Source organism: Nonomuraea sp. NBC_00507, from assembly GCF_036013525.1.
Taxonomy (GTDB): Bacteria; Actinomycetota; Actinomycetes; order Streptosporangiales; family Streptosporangiaceae; genus Nonomuraea.
The window spans coordinates 5,127,455-5,143,429 of sequence record NZ_CP107853.1 but is presented as its reverse complement, the minus strand read 5'-3'; the positions used below and the strand labels follow the sequence as shown (position 1 = coordinate 5,143,429).

Genomic DNA, 15,975 nt, shown 5'->3' with positions numbered 1-15,975 from the left:
TCGGCGTCCGGGACGGCGGCGATGGGTCAGCGCTTGAACCAGCCGTACATCGGCGAGTCAGGCCCCCACGTGCCGGGGCGGCCATGCTCGTCCTTCGTGACGAAGACGCTCGGCTCGGAGGCGGTCACGCCGCCGCCGGTGGAGCGTGCCGTGACGAACCAGGCGTAGGCCGTGTTGTCCTTGAGACGGTCCCAGGTCACCGAGGCGACCTGGCCCGACGCGACCGTGCTCTTGCCGATGATCCGGGTGGGCTCGTAGAGCGCCAGGGAGTCGGTCTGGAAGGTCGTCGTGCGGGAGGTGAGGTCGACCGGCAGCACCATGTTGTCCTCGAGGCCGTTGTAGCGGCGCCTCGGGTCGAACTCGGTGGCGCCGAAGTCGTTGAGCAGCGGAGAGTAGGTGTCCACGCTCACCTCCGCCCGCTCGACGTTGAACTGCAGCAGCCGCAAGAAGCTCGCGCCGAACTGCAGCTGGTCGTCCGGCTTGTAGCCGCCGATCTCGGTGAGCCCGAGACGGTCGGCCGACACCGTGTAGAACTGGTAGTCCGCCAGCAGCTCGACCACGCCGTTGCCGACCTGGCCGACCTTCGGCTTCACGTTGGTCCCCACGCCGTGCTCGTGCCCGGCGAGGATGAGGAAGACGTTCGGGTTCTTCTCGACCACCGTCTTGTACAAGACCGAGCCGTCGGGCGCGGAGAACCCGGCGCCGCGTCCGTCGGGGTTGCTGCTCGGCACGATGTAGTCGTGTGAGAGCAGGATGCCGTTGCGGCCGGCGAACTTCTTGAAGATGGAGTCGGCCCATTCGGCCTCCTCCCTCGTCACCCCGTACGACAGGCCGACCACGACGAAGTCCAGGCCACCGGCGGAGAACAGGTCGTAGTGGTTCTGGTTGTCGCCTTCCTTCCACGGCCCGCCGTACTCGGCGTGCTGCCAGCCCTGCGAGGCGTCCTGGTACCGGTTGGGGCCGTAGTACGTGTTGTAGATGGCCTCCGGCCCGTTCTCGGTGCCCGACTGGTTGTCGTGGTTGCCGGCGACCACACCGTTCGGGATTTTCGCGTCGTCCAGCACCCGCTGCTGCCTCGAGGACACCTCGAACTCGCCGGTCACCTGCCGCTGCATGGCCTCGTCGGCGGGCTTGCGGATGTTGTTCTCGATGATGTCGCCGGTGTGCGCGACGTACGAGATCTTGCGCTGGTCCTTGTTGTCCTTGATCCAGTTGACGATGCCGGCGTACGCGGACTCCCACACCGCGCGCTCCTCGGCGCTCTCCTGCTCGACCGCGCCCTCGGAGATGTACTGCGTGTCGGTGAAGTGCGCGATCGAGAAGTCGTACGTGGCGGGGTCGGCGAAGCCGTTCGGGTCACCGGGCTCGATGTCGTCGGCGAACGGGTCCTCTCCCGTCACCATGACGTGGACCTGCTGCCTGTCGATGTAGTCCGCGTCGACGACGGCGCTGAGCACGGTCTTGCCCTCGGCCGCGCCGCGGGCGCTGGTCAGCAGGTCCCATGCCTTGCTCTTCGTGTTCCACACCCGCAACGACGCCAGGCGCTCGGGGTCGATGGCGCCTTCCCAGCGCAGGACCGGGGAGTCCACGTGGCCCTTCACCTGGATGTCGTACCGCTGGTAGGTGAGGTCCTGCCCGGCGGGCGCGTCGAGGGTCCTGCCGTCGGCGGGCTCGAGCCCGTCGCCCTTGACCTGCTTCTCGCCGGGGACCCGCAGGGTCGTGGGGACGGACTGGGCCGTGCCCTGGAACACCTGGTTCGGGGTCAGGATCTTGGCCTCGGAGAACGTCGCCGTCACCTGGCCGCCGTCGGGTTCGGCCACCTTCGCCGACAGCTTGACGGGGTCCGACACGTCGACGGCGCCCAACGCCGGGGACAAGTCGGCGGGAACGTCCGGGATGCCCGCGGACTCGAACACGATCTCGCGGGTCGCGGTGTTGCCGAGGCCGTCGGCGCCGGTCACGGCGAGCGTGTGCTTGCCGGCCCGCAGGCCCGGCCCCACCTTGGCGCCCAGCGCGATCGGCTGGCCGTCGAGCTTGACGTCCGGCCCGGACACGACGCCGTTGGCGTCCTCCAGCTTGACGTCCAGCACGACCGTGGCGGTGATCTTCTCGTCCGCCGCCGGGACGCTCTGGGCGATCTTCGGGGCCGAGTTGTCGCTGATCAGGAGCCGGGTGGCGGTTTCCCCGGTGGTCGACACCGCGGCGATGGTGTGCTTGCCGTCCTCGAGCTTGGTGGTGTCGAGGTCCGCGCGCAGGCCACGGGCCGGCGCGGTCACGAGGAACTCGAGGTCGATCTCCCTCAGCGGGTTGACGTTGTCTCCGCAGTTACCGTCGCCCATGCCGTACGAGGTCTTGAGCATCTGGCCGGCCGCCGTGCCCTGCGCCGGGGTGAGGACGATGTTCGAGATCGTGAAGTCGTCGCGGTTGTTGCCGCAGGACGTCGGAAACGTGCCGGTCACGAAATCGATCGTGTTCCAGCCGGGCACGAGGTACTCGTTCGGGATCGTGAAGTCGACGCGCCGGCTCAGGAAGTCGCCGTCGAGCACGATCTTCTGGCCGTTGACGAGCACGAAGTTCTGATAGCGGGCCTCGATCGCGTTGGCACCCACGTTGAAGCTGAGGGTGGCGTTGCCCGAGCCGAGCGTTTCGACGATGTGCACCGCGGGGGCGTCGATCGTGTAGCGCAACTCTGCCTCGCGCAGCGCGGTCTGGCTGCTGCCGCAGGCGCCGTCGCCCATCTCGTACGCCGGCTTGATGTCCTGGCCGGCCACGGTGGCGCCGTCGAGGGTGAGCGCGAGGTTCGAGATCGCGAAGTCGTCGCGGTCATTGCCGCACGCCTGCCGATAGTCCCCGGTGACGACCTTGATCGTGTTGTCGCCGGGCGCCAGGAACCGGGCCGGGACCGCGACGGTCACGCGCCGGCTCGCCCAGGAGCCGCCCAGGTCGATGCGCTTGCCGTTGACGAGCAGGAAGTTGTCGTGCCTGTCATCGATCGAGTCCGCGCCGACGTCGAAGGCGAGCATCGCGGCGCCGTTGCCCAGGGTGGCCTTCGTGGCGGGTTCCTTGCCATCGACGGTGAGGGACTTGACGCCGCCCTCGCCGGCGGCCGGGACGTTCGCGAAGACCGGCTTGGTGCCGGCCACGAGCGTGCCGTCCGTGGGCAGCAGTCGCGGCGCGCCGGCGGGGGCGTTGTTCACGGTCACGGTGTTCTTGACCGTCACCCCTGCCGCGGTCGTGGCGGTGATGGCGTGCTCGCCGTTGGCCAGCGTCGTGGTGTCCACGTCCGCGGCCAGACCCGTGGTGCCCTGCGGGTCTCCCAGGACGAAGAACTTGAGCGTGGCGCGCTTCAGCAGCGAGGTGTTCGTGCCGCAATCGCCGTCGCCGAAGGCGAGGGAGTAGGGGTTCTCCTCGCCGTCCGCGACCTCGCCGAGCAGTTCGAGGCCGACATCGAACAGCACGAAGTCGTCGTAGTTGAGGCCGCACGAGGACGAGATGGCGCCGACGACGATCTCGACGGTGTTCTCGCCCTTGACGAGGTGCTCGTTCGGGATCTCGATGGTCGCCCGCTCGTTGACGTGGTCGCCGATGTCGCTCCGGTACGCGCCGTTGACGAGCACGTAGTTGTGGTACAGCCCCGAGGTCGAGTTCGAGCCGACGTCGAAGCTGAGCTTGGAGACGCCGAAGGTCCGGGTGGCGTTGAGCGCGGTGCCGTCGATGTCGAGCTTGGCGACGCTGTCACCGGCCGCGGCCGGCACCGCCGCGACCTTCACCGTGCCCTCCAGGTAGGAACCGCCGGCGGGAGTGAGCGTCGGGGGGCTCGGGGAGCTGGTCGGCGTCGGGGTGGGCCGTCCCCGATCCTGCTCCCCCGGGTCGGCGTACGCCGCCGTCACGAGGCTGCTCGCCAGCAGCACCGCGACCACGGCGGCCATACCGAGACGTCCTCGCCTCCGTAAGGCACCCAGTAACTCTTGCTGCATCGGGTGCGGTCCCTTCTATTGACGTGCCAAGTGGCTTGTCGTCGGGCGGCTTGCCCTCCGGGCGGACACCCTCGAGTGCACGAGTGAACGGTGTGCGTCCAGAGGCTGAAGGGACGAGGAACGATCAACTCATTCTGGTCATCCGTCACAGGACGGGAACAACCGGGCACTGCACGCGGCAACCCGGAAATCTCCATTGGTTCCCGGTCAACCCAGGACGAAGCTCAGGGAGTGTCAGGAGGTGGCCCCATGAAGGAGAGGAGAGCGCGTGGACGCGGAATTCGTGGACTTCGTGCGGCACCGGGGGGACCACCACCTCAAAACAGCGGTCCTGCTCACCGGAGATTGGCACACGGCCGAAGATCTGGTGCAGGCCTCCCTGAGCAAGCTGTATCGGGTGTGGCACCGGCTGGACACCAGCAGCGATCCCGACGCCTACCTGCGCCGGATCCTGGTCAACACGTACCGGTCCTGGTGGCGCGCACGATGGCGCCGCGAGATCCCGCGCGCCGAGCTGCCCGACCTGCCCGGTCCCGGTGACGTGGGGGACGCCCGGGCCGTGGCGGAGGACGTGCGGAACGCGCTCGCGACGTTGCCGGCCAGGCAGCGGACAGCCTTGGTGCTGCGCTTCTTCGAGGACCTGCCGGAGGCGGAGGTCGCCGACCTGATGGGCTGCTCGGCGGGGACGGTCAAGACCCACACGCACCGCGGCCTGCAGGCGATGCGGCGGCTGATCTCCCCCGGCACGCCGGTCAACCGAACCGAGGAGGAAGGGAGTGGGATCCGGTGAGACGCCAACACGAGGAGCCGTCCATGAACGAGCACGAAATCCGCACGCTGCTCATCAAGGCGACCGAGGACCGGCCGGCGGGCATCGACCTGATGCCGGCGCTGCCGAGACGCCGCCTGCCCAGGCTCCTGGTCCCCATCGCCGCGCTGGGCGCCGCCGCCGCGGTGGCCCTGGTCGCGGTCGTCCTTCCCGCGACCCCGTCCACGGCTCAGGCCCAGGTGGTCGCCGCTGTGGAGAACACCAGCCAGGAGAGCTACCGCATTCACACCACGGCCGGCGTGCGGGAGTTCGACGGCGCCTTCGACCCCGTCCAGCGGGTGGGTGTCATCACGAGGAACGACGGGACGGAGACCCGCATCGTCGGCGACCTGATCTACGTCAAGGACAGCGGCGACGCCAAGTGGACGGTCTCTCCGCGCAGCGATGCCGAGTTGGAGCAGGCACCGCCGGCCGTCGCCCTGGTCAAGCTCGCCCCGCTGGACCCTCAGGCGGCACTCCAGCGGCTCCGTACGGCCACCGATGTCAGCGAGAGCGGCCCCGCATCGGGTCAGGGCTGGACCGGTACGCGGTTCACGTTCTCGCTGGAGGCCTCGGGCGGCACCGATCTCAAAGCCGGCGCGTCGGCAAGGGCCACTGGAGTCGTGGACGTGGACGACCAGGGCCGGGTCCGGCACCTGGAGGTCGCCTTCAAGGACACGGCCGGCCCGACCGTGACGGACTTCAGCGACTTCGGCACTCCAGTCTCGGTCACCGCCCCACCCGCCGACCAGGTGCGGCAGGCGCCCGCCGACAAGCTCGGTAAGCCGACTTCCTGACCAGCACCCCCTCGTCTGTGGCGCGGGCCATCCTCCGGCCCGCGCCACAGGCATTTCCCGCCGCCTTGACAGGGACCGGACCGTCCAGCCCGGCAGCCAGCGACTTCGGGCCATCGTGCCGAGCACGTCGCAGGCCGTGGCGTTCCAGGTGACCGCGCCGGCGACGACGGGCCCGGGCAGCCACACGATCCGGCTCGCCGCCACCTCCGACCAGGGCCCGGCCGGTGAACAGGTGATGGTCACCGTGCTCGGCGACACCGTGGAGTTCACCCCCGGCACGCCTGCCGAAGCGCCCTGGCTCCCGAAGGCGGAGGGTCCCAGCTCGACGGCGAGGTCTACGACGGCCGCGCCCGCTTCACCGACGGCACCAGCCACGCCGGCTACCGTTTCGAGCTGCCGGCCCAGGCGCGACACGACACCCGTGTCGTCCGGAAGTGCCGGTAGATCCGGCGACCGCTCCGTAGACTGCGCCCCTTACCAGGCGTGCCCAGCGGCCGGCGGGACTCATCGCTCCGCCAGATACGACATCGGGCCGTCGATCTCCAGGCGGCTGAGCAGTGTGTACGCACTCCTGTAGCGTGCACCATCCGGCCAGGGATGCATCGCGCACACGTTACGCATCTACCACGCTATATGCATGGCACATATCGATGGGCAAGAGAGACGGATTTGACGGCTTCGGTGCCACTGATGCGGTCTATGAGAAGATCCCTGCGCAATGTGCCTGATTTCTGCAGGGATGGGGACGATGTACGCAATATCACTGGGCGATGACGGCGCCGAGTTGCGCCCGCTCGAGCCGTGGCAGGCCGAGGAGTTTCTCGCCCACATCGACCGGGGACGGGAGTTCATCGGGCGATACGTCCGGCTGCCGGAGGTCGTCTCGGACCTGGCGTCGAGCCGCTCGTTCCTCCAGTCGTACGCGGACAAGGCGGCGGCCGACCTGGGGCGGATCTACGGCATCTGGACGGACGGCAAGCTGGTCGGCGGAGTCCTCTTCCGGACGATGGACGTCCAGCACGGAACCGCCGAAGCGGGCTGCTGGCTGGAGCCGTCGGCGGTGGGCAAGGGTCTCGTCACCAGGGCCGTGCGCGTGATCATCGATTGGGCCGTCGAAGAGCGGGGCATCCATCGCGTGGAGTGGCAGGTCGCGGCGGAGAACGCGGCCAGCATCGCCGTGGCCAGGCGACTCGGGATGACGAAGGACGGTGTGCTCCGCGAGAGCCACCTGCTTCGGGGGAAGCGGTACGACATGGAGGTCTGGTCGGTGCTCGCACCGGAGTGGCAAGCGGCCCGGGGCACCTCTTCCCGGTAAAGCCGGGCCGCCACTACAACGCCGTGCCGCACCGGCTCCGTCAGAACGGGTACTGCGGCGGCTCCCCCCGCATGGTGATCCAGCGGGTCTCGGTGAACGCCTCGATGTTGGCCGCCGCCCCGCCGAAGCGGGAGCCGGTGCCGGAGGCGCGCACGCCGCCGAACGGGGCGTTGGCCTCGTCGTTGACGGTCTGGTCGTTGATGTGCACGATCCCGGTCGGGATCTGCTCGGCGACGGCCAGGCCGCGCATCACGTCACGGGTCACGATGCCGAGCGACAGGCCGTACTCGCTGGTCGCGGCCAGCTTGGCGGCTTCCTCGGCCGAGGAGACGCGGGTGACCGGCGCGACGGGGCCGAAGACCTCCTCGGCGAACGCGGGCGCGGTCAGCGGGACGTCGGCCAGCACCGTCGGCCGGTAGAAGAGCCGCTCGTACGTCCCGCCGGCGGCCTGCCTCGCGCCCTGGCCGACGCTCGCGGTCACCAGATGGTGGATCTTGTCGCGCTGGCCGGCGTCGATCACCGGGCCGAGCGCCACCTGGCCGGTGGCCGGGTCACCGACCGGGAGCGCGTCGGCCTTGGCGGCGAGCCGCTCGACGAAGTCGTCGTAGAGGCGGTCGGCGACCAGGTGACGGCCGGTGGTCATGCAGATCTGACCCTGGTGGAAGAACGAGCCCCAGGCGGCCAGGTTCACCGCCGCGTCCACGTCGGCGTCGTCCAGCACCAGCAGCGCGGAGTTGCCGCCGAGCTCCAGGTGGGCGCGCTTGAGGTGCTTCCCGGCGAGCTCGCCGATGCGGCGGCCCACCGGGGTGGAGCCGGTGAAGGAGATGACCCGCACGTGCGGGTCGGTGATCAGCGCCTCGCCCACGTCCGCGCCGCCGGGCACCATCTGCAGCACGCCCGGCGGCAGCCCGGCCTCCTCGAACACGCGCGCCATCAGCGTGCCGCCGGTGACCGCGGTGCGCGGGTCGGGCTTGAGGATGACGGCGTTGCCGAGCGCGAGCGCCGGGGCGACCGACCGGATGCCGAGGATGATCGGCACGTTGAACGGCGAGATCACCGCCACCACCCCGGCCGGTATGCGGCGGGCCAGGGACAGCCGCGGCTGCTCCGACGGCAGGAGCTCGCCGATCGCCCGGCCGGGCAGCGAGGCCGCCTCGTAGCACTCTTCGGCCGCCACGTGCAGGGCGAACCCGGCCATGCCCGGGACCGTGCCGACCTCGCGGACGTTCCAGCCGCTGATCTCCTCGGCGTGCTGCTGCCACAGGTCGCCGGCCTTGCGCAGGACGGCCGCGCGGGCGGTGTGCGGCAGCGCGGCCCAGTGCTTCTGCGCCTCGGCGGCGCTCACGGCGGCCTCGGCGACGTCTTGGGAGGTCGCCAGGCCCATCCGGCCGAGCTCGCCGCCGGTGGCGGGCTCGGCCACCGCGTAGTCACCGCCGTAGCCGGCCGTCCACGTGCCGCTCTTGAAGATCTTCCCTTGCCAGTCGATGCTGTCGAGCAGTCCCACAGGTGGTCCCTCTTTCTCTATTTCGTCCGTACGACGAGGTACCAGGAGCCCTAATCGGCGAGCAGCTGCTGCAGTCCGCCGCAGGCGCTCACCGTTCTCATCAGAGCGGCCGCACTCAGGAAGGAACAGTGGCCGGGGAGCCGCACGGACCTCGGGTGGCGAAAGGTGAGCCGACCGTACGGTCCCGTTAACACCAGAGCAACACTCTGTTCCGGAGACTCGAACGCGATTTGTCTCTTTGAAACGCCGGCTACGGCTGGGGACGGTGGCCGAGGCGCCGGGAGATCTCGGCGGCGGTGCGCCGGAGCGCCGGTTCGAGGCGGGCGGCCAGCGCGTCGACGGTGGTCGGGGCGACGGTGAGATGCACGGCGATGTTGACCGCGGCGACGACCTCGCCGGAGCGGTCCCGCACCGGCGCCGCGAAGGACCTCAGCCCCGGGGCGAGCTCCTCGTCGTTGACCGCGACGGCGCTCTGGCGCACCTTGGCGAGGGCGGCGATCAGCTGCTCCCTGTTGGTGATCGTCTTGGGCCCGCGGCGGGCCATGTCGGTGCGGTCGAGGATCTGCCTGAGCGCCTCCGGATCCTTGTACGCCAGCAGCACCTTGCCCATCGACGTGCAGTAGGCCGGCAGCCGGGAGCCCACGTGCAGGTTGAGGTCCATGGCCAGGGAGCTGCGCCGGCTGCTGCGCCTGCGATCCACGTAGACCACGTCCGGCCCGTCGCACAGCCCCAGGCTGGCGGTGCAGCCCGTCTCGTCGGCCAGGGCCTGGAGCAGGGGGCCGGCGACCTTGGTGAGCTCCATGGAGTCGATGGCCGCGAACCCGAGGTCCACCACCCGCGGGCCCAGGAAGTATTTCTTCGTCTCCGGGTCCTGCCGGATGTACTCCAGCTTGGTCAGCGTGGCGACGTACCGGTAGGTCGTGCTCTTGTTGAGCCCGACGGCCCGCGCGAGGTCGGCGATCCCCAGCACGGAGCGGTCCCCGCTGAAGGCGGACAGGATGCGCAGCCCGCGTTCCAGGGACACCGAGAAGGCGGCGGAGGAGTCGGCCGTCGTACGGCCCGGAGCTCCCGGGGCTCGGCGCGGGCGTGGGGAGGCGTCATCGGTCACGAGCGTCAGAATACGGCCCTATCGTTCTAAGTATTCGAACGATGTTGACGGCCAGTCCCCATCACATGAACGCTTCTGGCCGGACAACGCCCAGCAAGCAGATCGGGGGCTCCATGGCGGGAGCGGAGCGTGACGGGAGCGGCCTGCCCAGGCCGCGCATCGGGCACTTTATCGGGGGCGACTGGGTCGAGCCCGGCTCCGGACGCACCTACCCGAACCTTTCGCCCTGGTCAGGAGAGGTCCTCGGGGAGGTCGCCGCCGGGGACGGCGAGGACGCGGAACGCGCGGTCGCCGCCGCGCACGAGGCATTCGGCGGCTGGGCCCGGACGCTGCCCGTGGAGCGGCAGCGGATCTTGCTGCGGGCGGCCGACCTGCTGGAGGGCCGCCGCGGCGAGGTGCTCGCCGCCTTGGCCGCGGAGACCGGCTGCGGCCGCCAGTTCGGCGGCGTGCAGCTCGAGTTCGTGCTCAAGCTGCTCCGCCAGGCCGCCCACCTGGCCTACCGCCCGGCCGGGGAGCTGCTGCCCTCCGACACCCCCGGCACCCAGGCGATGGCCGTGCGCCGCCCGGTGGGGGTGGTCGCGGCCATCGCGCCGTGGAACGCCTCGCTCGCCCTTGCCGGCCGGGCGAGCATCGGGCCGCTCGCGCTCGGCAACACCGTGGTGCTGAAACCGTCGGAGGAGTCCCCGTACACGGGAGGGGCGCTCTGGGCAGAGATCCTCCAGGAGGCAGGACTGCCCGCCGGGGCGTTCAACGTCGTCACCCACGCCCCCGGTGAGGCCGGCGCCGTCGCCGACGCGCTGCTCGCCAGCCCTCTCGTCAAGCGGATCAACTTCACCGGCTCGACGCCGACCGGCAGGCGGCTCGCGGAGAAGGCCGGCCGGCACCTGAAGCGCGTGGTGCTCCAGCTCAGCGGGCAGAACCCGCTCATCGTGGCGGGCGACGCCGACCTCGAGTACGCGGTCAACGCCGCGACCTACGGCGCGTTCGTGCACCAGGGGCAGGTGTGCATGTGCGCCAGGCGCATCTACGTCGAACGGCCGCTGGCCGAGGAGTTCGCCGAGCGGTTCGCGGCCAGGGTCGCGGCGCTGCCGACGGGCGACCCGGCCGACCCGGCGACCGTGGTGGGCCCGGTGATCAATGAGTGGGCCCTGGCCCTTCTCGACCGCCGCGTCAAGGAGGCGGTCGGTCTCGGTGCCCGCGTCCTGGCCGGCGGCGTCCCCGCACCGCCGTGCTACCCGGCCACCGTGCTCACCGACGTTCCGGACGAGGCCGAGATCGCGCAGGGCGAGACGTTCGGGCCTGTGGTGGTGCTGGAGACGGTCGACTCCGCGGAGGAGGCCGTCGCCCGCGCCAACGACTCCGACTTCGGCCTGGCCGCCTCGATCATCACCGGCGACGGCCGCCGCGGCCTACGCCTGGCCTCCGCCCTCGACGTCGGCATCGTGCACGTCAACGACCAGCCCGTCAACGACGAGCCGCACATGCCGTTCGGCGGCGTCAAGGACAGCGGCTGGGGTCGGTTCGGGCTGGGCTTCGCGGCCGAGGAGTTCTGCGAACTCCAGTGGATCACCGTCCGCGACCAGGATCGCACCTTCCCCTTCTGATCCAGGAGCAACGGCGGTTACCGGATGCGCCTCACGGGGTAAGAGGGCTATCGCTGTCATCGCCGGACGGCTGGGGGCCGCTGCCTGCGGTGACGACGGGGGTTCGTCAACGGGGGGACGAGGATGATGAAGGCGTTTGTCATGCGGGAAATCGGCAGCGTCGGTTTCATGGAGAAGCCGATTCCGCGGGCGGGACCCGGCGACGCCGTCGTACGGACGACCAAGGCTCTGATCTGCACCTCGGATTCCCACACCGTCGCCGGAGGAATCGGCCCGCGGGAGAATCTCACGCTCGGTCACGAAGCGGTGGGCATCGTGCACGAGGTGGGCAGCGACGTCAAGGGCTTCCAGCCGGGCGACCGTGTCCTGGTGGGCTCCATCACCCCGGATTGGGGCGATCCGGCCTCCCAGAACGGGTTTCCGTCGCAGGCGGGCATGCCGCTGGGCGGCTTCAAGTTCGCGAACTCCAAGGACGGAGTATTCGCCGAATATTTCCACGTGAACGAGGCCGACGCCAACATGGCGAAAATACCCGACGACATTTCCGATGACCTGGCCGTCTATTGCGCCGATATGCTTTCAACCGGCTTCATGGGGGCGGAGAAAGGCAATATCCCGATCGGCGGGACGGTGGCTGTTCTGGCTCTGGGGCCGGTGGGGATGATGGCCGCGGCAGGGGCCAGGCTACGCGGAGCGGGCCTCGTCATCGGGGTGGAATCCGTGCCGCAGCGGCAGGAGCTCGCACGCGCGTACGGCGTGGACGAGATCGTGGACTTCACCCGCGAGGACGTCGTCGAGCGGATCATGGAGCTCACGCACGGAGAGGGAGTCGACACCGCCATCGAGGCGCTGGGCATGGACGCGACGTTCCAGACCGCCATCAAGATCACCAAGCCGGGTGGAACAGTGTCCAACATCGGCTATTTCGGAGAAGGAGAGTTCGTCCGCATCCCCCGCGTCGAGTGGGGAGTCGGGATGGCGGACCAGACGATCACCTCGGGGTTGTGCCCCGGCGGCCGGCTGCGCATGGAGCGGCTGCTGCGCGTGCTGCAGGCCAAGCGCATCGATCCCACCCGCATGACGACCCATGAGTTCGCCTTCGAGGACATGGAACGGGCCTTCGAGGTCCTGGACAAGAAACTCGACGACGTCATCAAGCCGCTGATCTCGTTCTAGGCGCAGGTATCGGCTCGTGCCGCCGTGGCCGCGGCACGCCAGACAGGGGGCGGCATGCTCGATCCCGATCCACCCTTCCGGCCGGTTCGCACGCGTGACGGCTATGTGCCGCTGGAGGACCTCGGCCTCATCGGGGACGGCGCGACGGTGGCGCTGGTCGGCTTGGACGGCTCCATCCCGTGGATGTGCCTTCCCCACTTCGATGCCGAGCCGCTGTTCTGCGGCCTCCTGGACCACGCGCGTGGCGGGCATTTCACCGTCGCGCCGGAGGACTTGGTGGAGGCACGGCAGCTCTACGAGGACGACACCGGGGTGCTGACGACCGAGTGCCGCAGCACCACCGGCCTGGTCCGCATCACCGATGCCCTGACCTTGCGCTCTGGCGCCGATCTTGCCGATGACGCACCGGTCAACCGGGCCGAGCTGGTCCGTTCGGCCGTCGTCCTGGCGGGCGAGGTCAGCCTGCGCGTCGAGGTGAAGCCCCGCGGCGGCGGACAAGCCCAGGCCCTGTTCAGCGGGCTGGACGTGCAGGTGCCCCGGCGGCCGGACCTGCGCCTGCACCTGCGCTCCAATCGCCCGCTGAACGGACTGTCCAGCACCCACGAGCTCAAACAGGGCGATCGCCTGGATCTCGTGTTGTCCTGGGGGCGCATTCATCGTCATCACCGGTTCGACGCCGAGGAGATGCTGCGCGGGACCGCCGAGGCGTGGCGCCGTTGGATGAAACACTTCACCTACCAAGGCCCACAGGAGTCATTGGTACGCCGTGCCGCGATCACGTTGAAGCTGTGCGACGACTGGGTCAACGGATCGCTGGTCGCGGCGCCCACCTCCTCCTTGCCCGCGCCGATCGGCGGGGTCCGTAACTGGGATTACCGCTACACCTGGATCCGCGACGCGGCCTTCACCGTGTTCGCCCTGCGCCGCATCGGCTTCGCCGGCGAGGCGGACGCCTTCCTCGGCTGGGTCCTCGACGCCTTCGAGCAGAGCCGGCAGCCGCGGATCATGTACACCCTCTCCGGCAGCCCGGTGCCCGACGAGGTCGTAGACCCCGAATTGGAGGGCTACCGGCGCTCCGCCCCGGTGCGATGGGGCAATGGCGCGGCGGATCAGCGCCAGCACGACGTCTACGGCGAAGTGCTCGACTGCGCAGACCAGTGGCTGCGCACCGGGGGTGAGCTGCAGCCCGAGCTCTGGGCCAATCTGGCCGAACTCGCCGACACGGCGGCGACGGCGTGGCAGGAGCCGGATCAGGGCATCTGGGAGGTGCGCAGCCACGGCCGGGTGTTCACTTACTCCGCCGGCATGTGCCAGGTGGCCCTGGACCGTGCGGCCGCGATCGGTGACCGGCTCGGCCTGCCGGGACCCATCGCAGCCTGGCGAGACGTGGCAGCCGACCTGCGACGACTCATCCTTGAGCAGGCCTGGGACGAGGACGCGCAGACCCTGACCGAGCATCTCGACGGCAGCGGCGGCTTGGACGCCAGCCTGCTCGCGCTTCCCCTGCGGTACGTCATCCCCGCCGATCATCCGCGCATGGTGGCCACGGCAGCCGCCATCGCCGAGCGTCTGTCGGCGGGCGACGGCCTGCTCTACCGCTACCTGCACGACAGCTCCCCTGACGGCATCGCCGGCGACGAGGGCGCCTTCGTGCTGTGCAGCTTCTGGCTGGCCGACAACCTCACCTACCAGGGCCGCATCGACGAGGCCGAGGAGCTCTACGCCTCGCTGTGCGCCCGGGCGAGCCCGCTCGGGCTGCTACCCGAGCAGATCGACCCCTCGACGGGCGTCTTCATGGGCAACTTCCCGCAGGCCTTCAGCCACATCGGGGTCATCGCCAGCGGCGTCAATCTCGCACGGGCGACAGCGGGCCCAGCACCATGATCGATGCTGGGCGGGCCAGAGCGTGCAGGATTGGGGCTCGACCGGACCGGCCACCGGCGGACGAGCGCCTGATCGGCTACGGGCGAACGAGGAGGACGTTGCCGAGCGAGCGCTGGCCCGTCGCGTCGGAGGGCCGGTTCACGATGCCGGCGCCCGAGGTCACCATGACGCTGGAGCCGCCGCCGTCGAGGTTCATCGCCTCGCGCGCGCCGAGCAGCTTCATGAGCTCACCGGTCTGCGCGATCCCGAGCCCTTCGCTGTAGCCGTCCTGCCGCCCGTCGACCACCACCAGCATGAGCCGGCCCCGATCGTCCATGCCGATCATCGACCGCGGGTTGCTCCGCACGGCCCAGTTGTAGGTGAACGTCCGGTCGGCGCCCTCGCGGATCAGTCCGTCGGCCGCCGCGTTCACCGACACCTTGCCGTCCCTGACGAGGGTGGGCCCGACCTGGAGGATGGTGGTGTCCGGGGTCAGTGCCACGTGCCGGCCCCTGCTGTCCTCGACCCGCTCGCTCACGTGCACCCGCTCACCCACCTTCACGTGTTCGAGCAGCCAGGCGGAGCTGTCGCCGATGGCCTGCACGGTGGACCCGCCGGCGGGAACGCTCGCACCACGCGAGCTGTTCACCGCCGTCACCTTGCCGCCCGCGTCCAGCACGACCTCGGCTCCCGCGCCGGCAGGCGGCGCGCCCCATTCGGGGGTGAACAGCACCAGCTCGCTGCCGTCCGTACACTTCAGGTCGTGCTGCGGCTTCTCCGTCGGCTGGTCGCCGCCGACGCCTCCGCAGTTCCAGATCTCGCCCGGCACCCGGTTGACACCGTCGATCTCGACGCTCTCCCGGCCGGCGCGCAGGGTCACGTGGGCGGTGTACGCGTCCACGTCCACCGAACGCCCACCCCTGGCGATCTTGATTCCGGCCCGGCCCTGCGTGGCCGAGCCGATCAGCTTGCCGTCCTTGACGTACATGCCGCCGGGCGCGCTGTTGTAGAACCACTGCGCGTTGATCCCGGCCACCGCGCCCGCCGCGGCGGCGAGGTCGGTCAGCTTCTCCGTGCCGTTCAGCGCCGGGCCGAAGTCGGTGCCGACCGTGCCGCCGAACTCCCGGAAGTCCACGCGGAGCACGTGCACCTTCTGGGGCGCGCCGGGGTCGATGCCGTCCTGCGCGGTGTAGCGGGTGCCCCCGGCGAAACCGGCCGCCCTGATCTTGGAGAGTAGCGCCGAGGCCTCGACGCTGGTGGCGTACTGCCCGACCCTTACGGTCCAGCCGAGCGTACCGGCCGGATGATCGGCGAACGCCGGCGAGGCGACCTCCTCGATCCGCGGCTCGAACCCCTTCTGCCGCACAACCCCGGCCACCCGGTCGGCGATCTCCTTCGCGCCCAAAGCGGTGTTGGCCGTGTTGAGCGGCCCGTCGACCGTGCCCGGCAGGTACACGTGGACGGTCCAGTAGTCGCCGGCGTCCTTGGCTCCGAGCGACAGCGAGGTCAGCGTCACGCCGGGCGCCACGGCGGTCGTCACCGGCGGCGCGCTCAGCGGCAGCTTTCCACCGAAGAAGGAGTCATCAGACGTGGCCGCCGCAGCGGGCCCGTTCACAGCCAGTACGGTCACGACCGCCGCCAAGGCCGAAAGACTTTTCCGGCGCATGTACGTCCTCATTTCACGAGCGAATTAGGTGCCTCGGCAGTCAAGGACTTGCGGATGGCCCGGAACCGAACACGGGACGATTCCCGCAAAGCACTCGCATGAACAGCTTCGCCACACCGGCGGCGAACCGACCGGTGCCCAGGCGGGGTCCGAACGG

At 70.0% G+C, this 15,975-nt stretch carries 10 protein-coding genes; 6 read left to right on the top strand and 4 right to left on the bottom strand.

Annotation, left to right across the window (positions count from 1 at the left end; genetic code table 11):
• Positions 1–26 precede the first annotated feature (26 nt).
• Entirely contained in the window at positions 27–3,929 is a 3,903-nt protein-coding gene (locus tag OHA25_RS25080) for a metallophosphoesterase (RefSeq protein ID WP_327589947.1), read from the bottom strand.
• A gap of 316 nt (positions 3,930–4,245) precedes the next feature.
• Here OHA25_RS25080 and OHA25_RS25075 point away from each other — a divergent pair, with 316 nt between their 5' ends.
• The 3 genes from OHA25_RS25075 to OHA25_RS25065 all read left to right on the top strand — a co-directional run bounded on the left by OHA25_RS25075 (position 4,246) and on the right by OHA25_RS25065 (position 6,897).
• Complete coding sequence (locus tag OHA25_RS25075) at positions 4,246–4,767, top strand: SigE family RNA polymerase sigma factor (protein ID WP_327589946.1); 522 nt, start codon at positions 4,246–4,248, stop codon at positions 4,765–4,767.
• A gap of 23 nt (positions 4,768–4,790) precedes the next feature.
• Entirely contained in the window at positions 4,791–5,582 is a 792-nt protein-coding gene (locus OHA25_RS25070) for a hypothetical protein (protein ID WP_327589945.1), read from the top strand.
• Positions 5,583–6,330: 748 nt separating this feature from the next.
• Positions 6,331–6,897 (top strand): GNAT family N-acetyltransferase, encoded by a 567-nt coding sequence (locus tag OHA25_RS25065; protein WP_327589944.1) that lies wholly within the window; start codon positions 6,331–6,333, stop codon positions 6,895–6,897.
• 40 nt (positions 6,898–6,937) lie between these two features.
• On the opposite strand, the gene OHA25_RS25060 is transcribed toward OHA25_RS25065, so the two are convergent.
• Positions 6,938–8,401, bottom strand: a complete 1,464-nt coding sequence (locus OHA25_RS25060) for a benzaldehyde dehydrogenase (RefSeq protein ID WP_327589943.1) — start codon at positions 8,399–8,401, stop codon at positions 6,938–6,940.
• Between the two features lie 250 nt (positions 8,402–8,651).
• A complete protein-coding gene (locus OHA25_RS25055) occupies positions 8,652–9,509 on the bottom strand; it encodes an IclR family transcriptional regulator (RefSeq protein WP_327589942.1) in 858 nt (285 codons plus the stop codon).
• A gap of 65 nt (positions 9,510–9,574) precedes the next feature.
• On the opposite strand from OHA25_RS25055, the gene OHA25_RS25050 reads away from it, so the two are divergent.
• From OHA25_RS25050 to OHA25_RS25040, 3 genes are all read left to right on the top strand, one after another.
• The gene (locus OHA25_RS25050) at positions 9,575–11,113 is read left to right on the top strand and encodes an aldehyde dehydrogenase family protein (protein ID WP_327589941.1); all 1,539 of its coding nucleotides are present in this window, start codon (positions 9,575–9,577) and stop codon (positions 11,111–11,113) included.
• Between the two features lie 168 nt (positions 11,114–11,281).
• On the top strand, positions 11,282–12,289 hold the full coding sequence (locus tag OHA25_RS25045) for a zinc-binding dehydrogenase (protein WP_327589940.1): 1,008 nt from the start codon (positions 11,282–11,284) through the stop codon (positions 12,287–12,289).
• Positions 12,290–12,343: 54 nt separating this feature from the next.
• Positions 12,344–14,173, top strand: a complete 1,830-nt coding sequence (locus tag OHA25_RS25040) for a glycoside hydrolase family 15 protein (protein WP_327589939.1) — start codon at positions 12,344–12,346, stop codon at positions 14,171–14,173.
• 76 nt (positions 14,174–14,249) lie between these two features.
• On the opposite strand, the gene OHA25_RS25035 is transcribed toward OHA25_RS25040, so the two are convergent.
• Positions 14,250–15,767: a phosphodiester glycosidase family protein gene (locus OHA25_RS25035; RefSeq protein WP_327589938.1), complete on the bottom strand. Its 1,518-nt coding sequence runs from the start codon at positions 15,765–15,767 to the stop codon at positions 14,250–14,252.
• Between the last annotated feature and the right edge of the window lie 208 nt (positions 15,768–15,975).